The following is a 13,333-nucleotide window of genomic DNA, read 5'->3' as shown; positions in this document are numbered from 1 at the left end:
GTATAACAGAAACCCAGTATATCACTGGGTTTCTTAAATATCTATTTTGCTTGAATAACTACTCTTCTATAAGGTTCTTCTCCTTCACTGTAAGTAGCTATACCATTTACATTCTGTAAAGCAGAATGTATAATTCTTCTTTCATAAGGGTTCATTGGTTCTAACTTAACAGGTCTTTTACTGTATTTAGACTTTTCAGCCATCCTATTTGCCAATCGAATTAAAGTTTCTTCTCTTTTCTTTCTATATCCTTTAATATCTACTATCACTTTAATATAATCATCTCTATTTCTATTAACAGACAAACTTAATAAATACTGTATTGCGTCTAAAGTATTGCCTCTTTTACCTATTACAATACCCATATCTGAAGAATTAATGTTTATAATTTCTACTTTTAGACAGGAATCCTCTCTTCGAACTAATGCATCACCTTTTATTTTCATAGATAGTAAAATCCTGTTTAAAAAATTTTCTGTTATTTCTACTGGATCATTAACTACTGTTACTTTAACTACTGCATCCTTAGTACCTATTATTCCAAATAAACCTTTACTTGGCTCTTCAAGCACCTCTACCTGAACATCAGTCTCACTAACACTCAATTCCTCTAAAGCAATATCAACGGCCTCACGAACAGTTTTTGCTACCTTTACAACAGACCTCATTCTATCTTGTCTCCTCCTTAATTTTACCCAAAGACCTATTAGATATCAATTGTTGAATTATCTGAAATATATTACCTACAACCCAGTATACACCTATACCAGCTGCAAAAGATCTAGCAGCCATAAAAATCATAACAGGTAGAAATATATTCATTATTTTCTGGCTAGATTCAACTTGAGGATTCGCTTCTATATTACCAGTCATAATCTTACTTTGTAAAAATGTAGTCAACGCAGCTAAAAGAGGTAATCCCCATAGATAAGGATCTGGCTGTTCTAAATTTGGAATCCATAAAAAACTTTTACTAATTGCATCATAAATATTCGGATCTTTAAATACAAACCTTACGGGATCTCTTAAAACATTAAAAAAAGCGATTATTATAGGAAATTGGATAAGCAAAGGCAAACACCCAGAAGCTGGATTATAGTTATGTTCTTTATATAATTCCATCATCTTTGCTTGTTGAGTCTGTGGGTCATTTTTATATTTATTTTGAATTTCCTTTATCTTCGGTTGCAACTCATTCATTTTTTTTGTAGATTTACTCTGATGTAAACCTATAGGTAGAAGAATAAACTTAAAAATAATTGTAGTCAACACAATAGCTATACCATAATAAGAAAGCATTTCTGATTCTGTGCCGATACTGGAAACCATATCAAATACAAATTTAAGTAAACCTCCTAATAAATTACCTAAAAACGACGTCATTTAGTAACCCCCAATCATTTTAGCGGATCATATCCTCCTTTGTTAAATGGATGGCATCTTAAAATTCTACGCATACTTAAATAAGTTCCTTTAAAAAAACCATACTTTTTATACGCTTCAATAGAATATTGAGAACAAGTTGGATAAAACCTGCAGTTTTTCCCCGTCAAAATATATTTTGAAATAAACTTTTGATAAAATTTTATTAATAAAATAGCTATTTTAGCCATTATTTTTCACCTAAATCTCTTAAAAGGCCAGATATTTTTAAAATATGAAGCATTGCACTTTCCAATTCCTTATGTCCTATATCCACCACATTCTTTTTAGGTATTATTATTATATCATATTCTCCCTTTACCTTATTGGAATTTTTTCTATATATTTCTTTCAATCTTCTTTTCACTCTATTTCTAACTACACTATTACCAATCTTCTTTGAAACAGTGAAACCAACTCTCCAATGATCTAACCCATTTTTCATAATATACAAAACTAAATTTCTGTTCCAATAATTCTTTCCCTTTGCATAAACCTTCTTAAAATCTTCATTATTCCTTAACCTATTTTTTTTATCCATCATAGTGCTCCTTGTAGAAAAAAGGCCACCATTGACGCGGCCTTATGCTGATAATCTTTTTCTGCCTTTTCTTCTTCTATTTTGAATTACTCGTCTTCCTGATTTAGTTCTCATTCTTTTTCTAAAACCATGTTCTTTACTTCTTTGTCTTTTCTTTGGTTGATAGGTTCTTTTCATCTAACTACACCCCCTCTAATCAAAACCATATATAAAAATTACTAAATTTTTGTTAAGGAAAACATAAATACTAATATTGATTATATTTATATAAAGGCTAGATGTCAAGAAATTTAAACTATTCATATCCACAGATTAAATAATTAACAAGTTCTTAATATTGTGGATAATTTTGTTGATATAATCTATATTTTTTGATATTATTAATTTGGTATGTGGATAAGTTTTTTTTATAAACATTTTTCTTTTATTCACAGATTGTGGATAATGTTGTGTATAAGTTTTCTTTTTTGTTAAAATCATTTAGTCCTAAACCTTTATTTTAACTAGTTTTTTATCCACATATATATTAATTAATAATTTGTGGATACAATATATCAAAAAGGATTGACCACAAATTATCAATAGCTTATCCACAATTATTATACCAATTTTTATATTTTTTATTTATAATTATTTTTTATTTTTTGTGGATAAATCTGTTTATATCTATTTTATATAGTAGTTTAATCCTTTACAAGTTATAAAAACATATATAATGGTTATAATTTACAATAAAATGGGAGGAATTTAAAAAATGGTTTCTACTTTAGACAATATCTGGAATGAAGTCCTCGATTTAATAAAAGTAGAACTAACGGAAGTTAGTTTCAATACATGGCTTAAAACTATTAAACCTATTACCATTACAGATGAAAGGGTAATTCTTGCTGCTCCAAATGAATTCACAAAAGGAATACTAGAGGCTAGATATTTAAATTTAATAAAAAATGCTATAACTCAAATTACAAATGAAGAATATGCCATTAAATTTATTATTCCAGGAGAAGAGGTAAATATAAATATTGGACAATCTATACAAGAGGAGACTAATGAATCCAATCAAAGATCTCAATTAAATCCTAAATATACTTTTGATACCTTCGTCATAGGGAATAGCAATAGGTTTGCCCATGCAGCTTCATTAGCGGTAGCAGAAGCACCAGCTCAAGCTTATAACCCGTTGTTCATCTATGGAGGAGTAGGATTAGGAAAAACACACTTAATGCATGCTATAGGTCATTTTATCCTAAATCAATCACCTGAATCAAAAGTAGTATATGTATCTTCTGAAAAATTTACAAATGAACTAATAAATTCTATTAGAGATGATAGAAACAACGAATTTAGAAACAAATATAGAAATGTAGATGTATTATTAGTAGATGATATCCAATTTATAGCAGGTAAAGAAAGTACCCAAGAAGAATTTTTCCATACATTCAATGCTCTACATGACGCAAATAAACAAATTATTATATCTAGCGATAGGCCTCCTAAAGAAATACCAACTTTAGAAGATAGGTTAAGATCAAGGTTTGAATGGGGATTAATATCAGATATTCAAGCACCAGATTTAGAAACAAGAATTGCTATTCTTAAAAAGAAAGCAAAAATGGAAAACATAGACGTACCTGATGATGTCATGTTATACATTGCTACAAAAATACAATCAAATATTAGAGAACTAGAAGGAGCATTAATTAGAATCGTAGCATATTCATCCTTAACTAATAAAGAAGTAACAGTAGAATTAGCCGAAGAAGCTTTAAAAGATATTATATCTAATAGTAAACCTAGAAAGATAACAGTAGAACTAATTAAAAACTCAGTAGCTAAAGAGTTCGATATTAAAATGGATGATTTTAATTCAAAGAAAAGAACTAGGGCTATAGCCTACCCTAGGCAAATAGCTATGTATCTGACACGAGAATTAACCGATTTATCTTTGCCTAAGATAGGAGACGAGTTTGGAGGCAGAGACCATACAACTGTAATACATGCTTATGACAAAATATCAGCAGATATAATTGAAAATGATGATCTTAAAAAAAGAATAGATGGATTAATTAAAAATATTAAAGGAGAATAATCAACAAAAATTGTTAATAGGTTTGTTAGTTAAATGTTAATATATACCTAAACTTAATTTTCTATTTATTATGGGGATAACTTTTATAGTTATTACTTAAATATCAACATGTTATTAATTGCTGAAAGACATAAAGGTTATACTCTATACATAGTTATTCACATACTAACAACCCCTACTACTATTACTACTATATATATTAATCTATCTATATCTAAAAGTAGAGAAAGAAAAAGGAGGATTATCAATTGAGAATACAAATTAACCAAAGTTCTTTAGCCAATCATATTAATATAGTACAAAAAGGGATTTCCAATAGAACAACATTACAAATATTAGATGGTATATTACTAGAAACAGTTAACGGTAAATTAAAGTTAACTGCTACAGATTTGGAGATTAGAATAGAAACCTATCTAGAATGTGATATAATAGAAGAAGGATCTATAGTGGTAAATTCAAGGATATTTGGAGATATAATAAAAAAATTACCTAATTCTTCAATAAATATTACAGTAAAAGATAATAATATAAATATTACTTGTGAAAGTTCAGAATTTAATATATTAGGCAATTCTTCTTATGAATATCCAGAATTACCAACTATTATAAATAATAGTTCGTTTAATATTCCTAAGGATTTGTTTAAATCTGCTATAAGGCAGACTGTATTTGCTACTACTCAAGATGAAACTAGACCAATATTAACTGGTGTATTATTAGAAATTTCCAATGGAATTGGATCTTTTGTTGCCTTAGATGGTTATAGACTTGCTTTAAGAAGTATTCCTTTAGATTCTAAAGAAGATGTAAAAATAGTTATACCAGGTAGAGTATTAGGTGAATTGAACAAAATATTAGATGATGATGAAGATTTAACTATAACTACAGCTCCTGGCCATATAATATTTAATATGGGTGATACAATTGTTTCATCAAGATTACTTGAAGGTCAATTCTTAAATTATAAAGATATCATTAGAAAAGATCATAAAACTAATGTTAAGGTAAATAGAAGAGAATTTCAAGATAGTCTTGAAAGAGCCTCTTTATTAGCTAAAGAAGAGAAAGCAAATCTAGTTAAATTAAACGTGACTGATAACCAAATTATAATAAAATCAAATTCTGAAATTGGAAATGTAAACGAACAAATTTCTTCAATACAAGATGGAGAAAATATCAATATAGCTTTTAATTCTAAATATGTTATTGATGGAATAAAAGCAATAGATTCTGAAGAAATAGAACTTCATTTTATGGGAAGTTTAAACCCATGTATAATAACTCCTGTAGAAGATGAAAATTATACTTATTTGGTACTACCTGTACGACTTGCACAAGAAGATTATTGATATAGAAGGTGGATCTATAAATATGAGAGAAATAAAAATAAAAACTGATATTATAAAATTAGATCAGTTGCTTAAGTTTGCTGGAATCACCCAAACTGGTGGAGAAAGTAAGAATATGATAAATGAAGGAATTGTATCAGTTAATGGAAATACTGTAAAAGAAAGAGGTAAAAAGATAAAAAAAGGGGATATTGTAGAAATAGAAGACATAGAAAAAATAATTGTGGTATAATAGAGTAGGTTTGTAAAATAAAGCCTCAACCCTTGTGGTTGAGGATTTATCACTTATGAAGTATTTTTGAGGGGTGCTTTTTTTGAATGTAGAAAGTCTTAGGCTCATAAATTTTAGAAATTATTTAAATTTAAGTTTAGATTTAAATAAAAATATAAATATTTTTGTTGGCAAAAACGCCCAAGGTAAGACTAATTTATTAGAAGCCATTTATATATGTGCTACGGGAAAATCTTTTAGAACTAATAGGGATAGAGAAATAATAAATTTAAACAAATATGAAGCCTATATAGGATCCAAAATAAATATTGGTAAAACTGAAAAATTAATAGAAATTAAGCTAGAAAAGGATAGACCAAAGAGAATAAAAATAAACAAAGTTGAATTAAAGAACTTTAAAGAATTATATAGTGGTTTAAATGTTGTGGTTTTTTCTCCTGATGACTTAAAACTCATAAAAGATGGACCAGGAGAAAGAAGAAACTTTTTAGACATGAGTATATCTCAAATTAGACCAGTTTATAAATATAATATCAATAAATATAATAAGGTTTTATATCAAAGAAATAATTTACTTAAAACTAATAAACCAAAATCTGATATTATAAATTTGTTAGAAATATTTGATATACAACTCGCTAGAATAGGAACTGAAATAATCAAATCTAGGATTGAATTTGTCGATAAAATGTCAAAAATATCAACAAAAATTCATAATAAATTAACTTTAGGAAAAGAAGATTTAAATTTAAATTATAATTCTAATGTAAAATTTTATAATAAAAATAATATTGAAAAAAATTTTTTAGAGCAATTAAAAAAATATATAGATAAGGATTTGATTAGAGGATTTACATCAGTAGGTCCTCATAGGGATGATATTCAAATAGAGATTAATGGAGTAGATGCTAAGATATTTGCTTCCCAAGGTCAACAAAGAACCATAGTATTATCTATAAAACTATCTGAAGTGGAAATAATTAAGATGGAAAGAGGTGTATATCCTGTTTTATTATTGGATGATGTATATTCTGAATTAGATAGAGATAGAAGAAAATATTTAACAAGATCTTTTAATAATATGCAAACAATAATAACTTCCACAGATATTATTGATTTTAATGAAATTAAGGAAATCGATAAATCAATATTCCATATAGAAAACGGAGAGATTATAAAGTAAAGGAGTAGATTTGATGTTTTTACACATTGGCAATAATATCAATATATTGTTGAAAGATATAATTGCAATTATTGATAAAGACTCTTTAGAAAAATCTAAAAATAATAATGGATATATTCAAACCTTACAAAATAATGGTTGTATAGTAGATAAAAATATGGATGATGTGAAGACTTATATAATAACTTCTCCCGGCAAAATTCCCAGAAGAAAAAGGCAATCAGAAAAAAAATATGTCTTATATACATCAAAAATATCATCTACTACTCTATTAAAAAGAAACAAAGGTATAGAAACTAGATTGGAGGTTAGATAAATGGCCAATGAAAACAATGGTAGAATATATACAGCTGAAGAAATTCAAGTATTAACGGGATTAGAACCTGTAAGAAAAAGGCCAGGTATGTATATTGGAAGCACAGGATCTACAGGATTGCATCATTTAGTATATGAAGTAGTAGACAATAGTATAGATGAAGCTTTAGCTGGAGTATGCGATACTATAAAAGTTGTAATAGAAGAAGACAATTCTATAATAGTAGAGGACAATGGATCAGGTATACCTGTAGAGATTCATCCTCAAACTGGAAAATCAACAGTAGAAACAGTTCTTACCATCCTTCATGCTGGAGGAAAGTTTAATAATTCTGCATATAAGGTATCTGGAGGTCTACATGGAGTAGGTGTATCTGTTGTTAATGCATTATCTGAATGGTTGATTGCAAGAGTAAAAAGAGACGGAAAAGAATATATGCAGAAATTTGAAAAGGGCATACCTATAACGGAACTTCAAGTAATAGGAGATGCTGAAGATACAGGTACAATCATAAATTTTAAACCAGATAAAGAAATATTTGATGAAGTTAAATATAATTTTGAAACATTAGAATATAGACTTAGAGAAATGGCTTTTTTAAATAAAGGAATTAGGATTAAATTAGAAGATAGAAGAACTAATACCGAAAGAAAGTTTCATTATGAAGGCGGTATAAAGGCCTTTGTAGAATATATAAACAAGAATAAAAATCCGATTCAAAAAGATATAATGTATTTTGAAGATGAAAAAGACAATACCGTAGTAGAATTAGCAATGCAATATACAGACGCATATTCAGAGAATATATATACTTTTGCTAATAATATAAATACTCAAGAAGGTGGAACTCATTTAAGCGGATTGAGAACTGCTTTAACCAGAGCTATAAATGACTATGGTAGAAAGTATAACTTTTTAAAAGAAAAAGATGCAAATCTTCAAGGAGATGATGTACGGGAAGGATTGTCAGCAGTATTATCCGTTAAGTTAATGGAGCCCCAATTTGAAGGACAAACAAAAACTAAATTAGGAAATAGTGAAATAAGAGGTATTGTAGAATCTATAACCTATGATTATATAACTAGTTACCTTGAAGAGAATCCAAAATCTGGGAAAATAATACTAGAAAAAGCAATAAGTGCCTCTAGAGCAAGAGAAGCAGCACGAAAAGCAAGAGAGATATCAAGAAAGAGAAGTATATTAGATAATACAACTTTACCAGGAAAACTTGCTGATTGTCAGGAAAATGATTTAGAAATAACAGAGGTATTCATAGTGGAAGGGGATTCTGCTGGTGGTAGTGCTAAACAAGGAAGAGATAGAAAATATCAGGCTATACTTCCATTAAGAGGCAAAATTATGAATGTGGAAAAGGCAAGATTAGATAAAATGCTAGAATCTGAAGAAATTAGAGCTATGATTACAGCTTTTGGAACTGGTATAGGTAGTGAATTTGATATTGAAAAATTACGATATGGAAAAATAATAATTATGACGGATGCAGATGTGGATGGTGCACATATTAGAACTTTATTATTAACATTTTTCTATAGATATATGAGAGATCTACTAGAAAATGGTCATATATATATTGCACAACCTCCTTTATATAAGGTTGCTAAGGGAAGAACTGAGCACTATGTTTATAGCGATAATGAATTAGACAAATTGTTAGAAAAAATAGGTAGGGGTAATTATTCTATTCAAAGATATAAAGGTCTTGGAGAAATGAATCCAGAGCAACTTTGGGAAACAACGATGGATCCTGAGAAAAGAGTTTTATTAAAAGTATCTATTGAGGATGGAATAGCTGCCGACGAAATATTCACAACTTTAATGGGAGATAGAGTTAAACCTAGAAGAGATTTTATACAAAAGAATGCAAAATTAGTTAAAAATTTAGATATATAGAGGAGGGATATAATGGATAAGGACAATAATAATATTGTAGAAATAAAAATAGAAGAAGAAATGAAAAAATCCTATTTAGACTATGCCATGTCCGTAATTGTAAGTAGAGCCCTTCCTGATGTTAGAGATGGTTTAAAGCCAGTCCATAGAAGGATACTCTATGCTATGAATGAACTAGGAATGACGCCAGATAAACCATATAGAAAATCAGCTAGGATAGTAGGGGACGTACTAGGTAAGTATCATCCTCATGGAGATTCATCAGTTTATTTTGCAATGGTAAGACTTGCACAAAATTTTAATACTAGATATCCCTTAGTAGATGGCCATGGAAACTTTGGTTCTGTAGACGGAGATAGTCCAGCGGCTATGCGTTATACTGAAGCCAGGATGACTAAATTAGCTTTAGAGATGTTAAGAGATATAAATAAAAATACCATAGATTATAGGCCAAATTTTGATGAAACTTTAAAAGAACCGGTTGTTCTACCTAGTAGATTTCCAAACTTATTGATAAATGGTTCATCTGGTATAGCTGTAGGAATGGCTACTAATATACCTCCTCATAATCTAAAAGAGATAATAGATGGAATCATTATGATAATAGATGAACCAGAAACTGATATAGAAGATCTAATGAAGGTCATAAAGGGTCCAGATTTTCCTACTGGAGCTATGATAATGGGAAGAGATGGTATTAAATCAGCCTTTAAAACTGGAAGAGGAAAGGTAACCATTAGAGCCGTTGCAGAAATTGAAGAAAGTAGTAGGGGAAGAAATAAAATTGTAGTCACTGAAATTCCATATCAGGTAAATAAAGCTAAACTAATAGAAAAGATTGCAGAACTTGTTAGGGATAAAAAGTTGGAAGGAATCTCAGATTTAAGAGATGAATCAGATAGAGAAGGTATGCGAATAGTAATAGAATTAAAGAGAGACGCTAATCCCAATATAGTTTTGAATAATCTATATAAACAAACTCAATTACAAACGACTTTTGGTATAATAATGTTAGCACTAGTAGATGATGAACCTAGGATATTAAATCTAAAACAGGCAATAACATATTATTTAGATCACCAAAAAGAGATAATAACTAGAAGAACTCAATTTGATTTAAATAAAGCTGAAGAAAGAGCACATATAGTAGAAGGTTTGAAAATAGCATTAGACAATATAGATGAAGTAATAAGTATTATTAGAAGTTCAAAAGAAGAATCTGTTGCAAGAGAAAGACTTATGAGCAGCTTTGATCTATCTGAGAAACAGGCTCAGGCCATATTAGATATGAGACTTAGAAGGCTTACAGGATTAGAAAGAGAAAAATTAGAAGAAGAATACGAAGCATTAATTAAAGAAATTAATAGATTAAAGGAAATATTATCTAGTGAAAGACTAATATATGAAATTATTAAAGATGAATTATTAGAGATAAAAGAGAAGTTTGGAGATAGAAGAAAAACTAAAATAATGCCTTCAGCTGATGATATAGATATAGAAGATATGATTGAGGAAGAAGATGTAATTATTACATTAACCCATTATGGATATATAAAGAGGATGCCTGAAGATACCTATAAAATACAAAGAAGAGGTGGAAAAGGAATAACGGGTATTACAACAAAAGATGAAGATTTTGTTGAGAATTTATTTATTACATCAACCCATGATACCATACTATTCTTTACAAATAAAGGTAGAGTTTATTCATTAAAAGCCTATGAAATACCAGAAGGTAAAAGACAAGCAAGAGGAACAGCTATAGTTAATTTATTAAATTTAACAGGAGATGAGACTATCTCAGCGGTTATTCCAATAGAAAAATACGATCCAAAAAGTAATTTAGTATTTATAACTAAAAAGGGTCTTATTAAGAAGACTAAATTATCAAACTTTAAAAATATAAGGAAAAATGGAATAATAGCTATTAGCCTAAAAGAAGATGATGAATTAATAGCAGTCAAAAAGACAAATGGTAATAGAGAAATAATAGTAGTAACTTCTATGGGAATGGCCATTAGATTCAATGAAAAAGATGTAAGGGAGATGGGCAGAAATGCAATGGGAGTTATAGCTATTAAATTAAGAGAAGATGATGAAGTGGTAGCAATGGATTTAATAGAAGAAGGAAAAGATTTATTGGTAGTAAGTGAATATGGATTCGGAAAAAGAACTCCTTTAGACGAGTATAGGATTCAAAATAGAGGTGGAATAGGTTTAATAACTTATAATGTAAAGGATAAAACAGGTAAGTTGGTATCAGCAAAAGTAATAGATGAAAATGATGAAATAATAATGATTTCCATGTCTGGTATAATAATTAGACTAATTTCTAAGGGTATTTCAATAATGGGAAGGAATACTCAAGGAGTAACTTTAATGAAAATAAATAATGAAAATGATAAAGTAATGGCAGTTGCAAAATATGTTGAAGAAGAATAGTAGATGAATAATTATTTCAAAAAGTATCCTTAAAAATTAAGGGTACTTTTTAATTAAACATAAAGTAAATCCTACCAATTTACTTTACATTAACCTATTTTTATTATAGAATTAAGTAAATATGAAAGTAGAGAAGAGGGGGTATTAATATGTCTTTGAATATAAATATTAATTTTGATGAAGAAAAAGATATATGGGTAGTTTTACCTGAAGGAGAAATTGACATATACACATCTCCTAAATTAAAAGAAGGATTAATGGAAGCGTTCAATAAAAGAAAAACAGATATATTAATAGATGGACAAAAATTAGAATATCTAGATAGTACGGGTTTAGGTACATTGATTAGTATACTTAAGAAAGCAAGAGAAAATGACAGTAAAATATATTTGGAAAATGTTAAACCAAATATAAGAAAACTATTTGATATAACTGAATTAGACAAGGTATTTGTCATCAAGGAGTGATAATATGAAAAATGATATTTTTAAACTCACCATTCCTAGTAAACCCGATTATATATCTGTAGCCAGATTAACTTCATCTTCCATAGCAAATAAGATAGGATTTAATATAGATGATATAGATGATATAAAAGTATCTATTGCTGAAGCTTGTATTAATGCTTTAAATAAAAGCGAACAAATAGATATAGTATTTAAAATACTAGATGATAAATTTATTATGATAGTTGATAATGTATCTATATACAATGAGGAAGAAGATAATAATAAAGAAATGGAGCTAGGTATATTAATCATTAAATCCTTAATGGATGAAGTTAACTTTTCAGAAAAAGGGGTTGAAATGATAAAATATATAGAGGATGGTAATATATGAAAGCAAATAAATACTTTGAACAAAAAGATTTAAAAGATATAGATCAAGTGGATACCAAAACTCTATTTAAAAATTTTAAAGAAACAAAAGATTTAAAAATAAGAGAAACTCTTATTGAAAGACATTTATATATAGCTGAAATACTTTCAAAAAAATATGCCAATAGGGGTATAGATTATGATGATATATATCAAGTAGCTTCCATAGGGCTTATATATGCAATAGATAGATATGATATAGATAAAGGATTTGAATTTTCTAGTTTTGCTACCCCTACTATTATTGGAGAAATAAAAAAGCATTTTAGAGATAAAGGTTGGACAATAAGAGTACCACGAAGAATACAGGAATTATCTAAAAAGATAAATAATGCCAAGATTACTTTAAGTCAAGAACTTCAAAGATCTCCAACAGTAGAAGATATAGCAGAATACTTAAATTCTACAGAAGAGGAAATACTAGAAGCTATGGAAGGTAGTAAGGTATATACTCCTCAGTCATTAGATTTAACCTATGATTCTAATGGTGATGATAAAGATGTTAATTTAGCAGACCTTATAGGAGAAGAGGATGTATACTTTAGTAAGATTGAAAATAATGATTTCTTACTAAGGGGTATGGAAAAGCTAAATGATATGGAAAGAAAAATTTTAATAGATAGATATTTTAATAATAAAACTCAAGTTTCTATTGCTGAGGAATTAAATATATCCCAAATGACTGTATCAAGAGTAGAAAAAAAGGTTATAGATAAGTTTAGAAAAGAAATGGAAAAAACTTTAGGTTGGAAATAAAATTTCATATTGACAAACTAATAAAAATGTTATAATATTAGTATCCCAAACATCAAGTAAAAATTATTTTATTTTAAAAAATATTTTTAAAAAGATGTTGACAGGGAGATCAAAATTTGTTATAGTATAAAAGTCGGCTTCAGAAGAAGCCAACAAATGAACCTAGACAACTAAACAGTGTGAAGTACTTTGAGTAAGAAATAATTAAACA

At 28.3% G+C, this 13,333-nt stretch carries 15 protein-coding genes; 10 read left to right on the top strand and 5 right to left on the bottom strand.

Going from position 1 to position 13,333, the window contains the following annotated elements; genetic code table 11:
- Positions 1–41: 41 nt before the first annotated feature.
- Genes jag through rpmH form a run of 5 tightly spaced genes read right to left on the bottom strand, consistent with a single transcriptional unit; the run spans position 42 to position 2,140 of the window.
- Complete coding sequence (gene jag, locus C3E89_RS08635) at positions 42–668, bottom strand: RNA-binding cell elongation regulator Jag/EloR (RefSeq protein WP_236912106.1); 627 nt, start codon at positions 666–668, stop codon at positions 42–44.
- A gap of 1 nt (position 669) precedes the next feature.
- Positions 670–1,383 carry a YidC/Oxa1 family membrane protein insertase gene (locus tag C3E89_RS08630; protein WP_236912105.1) on the bottom strand — a complete coding sequence of 238 codons (714 nt, stop codon included), beginning with the start codon at positions 1,381–1,383 and terminating at the stop codon, positions 670–672.
- A 14-nt stretch (positions 1,384–1,397) separates the two neighbouring features.
- Positions 1,398–1,613: a membrane protein insertion efficiency factor YidD gene (gene yidD, locus C3E89_RS08625; protein WP_236912103.1), complete on the bottom strand. Its 216-nt coding sequence runs from the start codon at positions 1,611–1,613 to the stop codon at positions 1,398–1,400.
- Positions 1,613–1,963 (bottom strand): ribonuclease P protein component, encoded by a 351-nt coding sequence (gene rnpA, locus C3E89_RS08620; protein ID WP_236912101.1) that lies wholly within the window; start codon positions 1,961–1,963, stop codon positions 1,613–1,615. Before rnpA ends, yidD begins: the two co-directional genes overlap by 1 nt.
- A 42-nt stretch (positions 1,964–2,005) precedes the next feature.
- Positions 2,006–2,140 carry a 50S ribosomal protein L34 gene (rpmH, locus tag C3E89_RS08615; protein ID WP_236912099.1) on the bottom strand — a complete coding sequence of 45 codons (135 nt, stop codon included), beginning with the start codon at positions 2,138–2,140 and terminating at the stop codon, positions 2,006–2,008.
- Positions 2,141–2,717: 577 nt separating this feature from the next.
- Between rpmH and dnaA the strand changes: the two genes are divergently transcribed.
- From dnaA to C3E89_RS08565, 10 genes are all read left to right on the top strand, one after another.
- On the top strand, positions 2,718–4,052 hold the full coding sequence (gene dnaA / locus C3E89_RS08610; protein WP_236912098.1) for a chromosomal replication initiator protein DnaA: 1,335 nt from the start codon (positions 2,718–2,720) through the stop codon (positions 4,050–4,052).
- Between the two features lie 248 nt (positions 4,053–4,300).
- Positions 4,301–5,404: a DNA polymerase III subunit beta gene (gene dnaN, locus C3E89_RS08605; protein WP_236912096.1), complete on the top strand. Its 1,104-nt coding sequence runs from the start codon at positions 4,301–4,303 to the stop codon at positions 5,402–5,404.
- Positions 5,405–5,426: 22 nt separating this feature from the next.
- Entirely contained in the window at positions 5,427–5,636 is a 210-nt protein-coding gene (locus C3E89_RS08600) for an RNA-binding S4 domain-containing protein (RefSeq protein WP_236912094.1), read from the top strand.
- A gap of 82 nt (positions 5,637–5,718) precedes the next feature.
- Entirely contained in the window at positions 5,719–6,819 is a 1,101-nt protein-coding gene (gene recF / locus C3E89_RS08595) for a DNA replication/repair protein RecF (RefSeq protein WP_236912093.1), read from the top strand.
- A gap of 13 nt (positions 6,820–6,832) precedes the next feature.
- Positions 6,833–7,135 (top strand): DUF370 domain-containing protein, encoded by a 303-nt coding sequence (locus C3E89_RS08590; protein ID WP_236912091.1) that lies wholly within the window; start codon positions 6,833–6,835, stop codon positions 7,133–7,135.
- On the top strand, positions 7,136–9,046 hold the full coding sequence (gene gyrB / locus C3E89_RS08585; RefSeq protein ID WP_236912089.1) for a DNA topoisomerase (ATP-hydrolyzing) subunit B: 1,911 nt from the start codon (positions 7,136–7,138) through the stop codon (positions 9,044–9,046).
- A 12-nt stretch (positions 9,047–9,058) separates the two neighbouring features.
- On the top strand, positions 9,059–11,488 hold the full coding sequence (gene gyrA, locus C3E89_RS08580; protein WP_236912087.1) for a DNA gyrase subunit A: 2,430 nt from the start codon (positions 9,059–9,061) through the stop codon (positions 11,486–11,488).
- Positions 11,489–11,637: 149 nt separating this feature from the next.
- Entirely contained in the window at positions 11,638–11,955 is a 318-nt protein-coding gene (locus C3E89_RS08575) for an STAS domain-containing protein (RefSeq protein WP_236912085.1), read from the top strand.
- Positions 11,956–11,959: 4 nt separating this feature from the next.
- Positions 11,960–12,328, top strand: a complete 369-nt coding sequence (locus C3E89_RS08570; RefSeq protein ID WP_236912083.1) for an ATP-binding protein — start codon at positions 11,960–11,962, stop codon at positions 12,326–12,328.
- A complete protein-coding gene (locus C3E89_RS08565) occupies positions 12,325–13,122 on the top strand; it encodes a SigB/SigF/SigG family RNA polymerase sigma factor (protein WP_236912082.1) in 798 nt (265 codons plus the stop codon). The genes C3E89_RS08570 and C3E89_RS08565 overlap by 4 nt, the downstream gene beginning before the upstream one ends.
- Positions 13,123–13,333: the final 211 nt, after the last annotated feature.

Origin of the sequence: Clostridium sp. Cult1, assembly GCF_021655095.1 — a bacterium.
Taxonomy (GTDB): Bacteria; Bacillota; Clostridia; order Tissierellales; family Tepidimicrobiaceae; genus Schnuerera.
This window is presented reverse-complemented; position numbering and strand designations above follow the sequence as displayed.

Coding starts and splice junctions, on each gene's coding strand:
- jag (WP_236912106.1), bottom strand. CDS start 668: ATGAGGTCTGTTGTAAAGGTAGCAAAAACTGTTCGTGAGGCCGTTGAT.
- C3E89_RS08630 (WP_236912105.1), bottom strand. CDS start 1,383: ATGACGTCGTTTTTAGGTAATTTATTAGGAGGTTTACTTAAATTTGTA.
- yidD (WP_236912103.1), bottom strand. CDS start 1,613: ATGGCTAAAATAGCTATTTTATTAATAAAATTTTATCAAAAGTTTATT.
- rnpA (WP_236912101.1), bottom strand. CDS start 1,963: ATGGATAAAAAAAATAGGTTAAGGAATAATGAAGATTTTAAGAAGGTT.
- rpmH (WP_236912099.1), bottom strand. CDS start 2,140: ATGAAAAGAACCTATCAACCAAAGAAAAGACAAAGAAGTAAAGAACAT.
- dnaA (WP_236912098.1), top strand. CDS start 2,718: ATGGTTTCTACTTTAGACAATATCTGGAATGAAGTCCTCGATTTAATA.
- C3E89_RS08600 (WP_236912094.1), top strand. CDS start 5,427: ATGAGAGAAATAAAAATAAAAACTGATATTATAAAATTAGATCAGTTG.
- C3E89_RS08590 (WP_236912091.1), top strand. CDS start 6,833: ATGTTTTTACACATTGGCAATAATATCAATATATTGTTGAAAGATATA.
- gyrB (WP_236912089.1), top strand. CDS start 7,136: ATGGCCAATGAAAACAATGGTAGAATATATACAGCTGAAGAAATTCAA.
- gyrA (WP_236912087.1), top strand. CDS start 9,059: ATGGATAAGGACAATAATAATATTGTAGAAATAAAAATAGAAGAAGAA.
- C3E89_RS08575 (WP_236912085.1), top strand. CDS start 11,638: ATGTCTTTGAATATAAATATTAATTTTGATGAAGAAAAAGATATATGG.
- C3E89_RS08570 (WP_236912083.1), top strand. CDS start 11,960: ATGAAAAATGATATTTTTAAACTCACCATTCCTAGTAAACCCGATTAT.
- C3E89_RS08565 (WP_236912082.1), top strand. CDS start 12,325: ATGAAAGCAAATAAATACTTTGAACAAAAAGATTTAAAAGATATAGAT.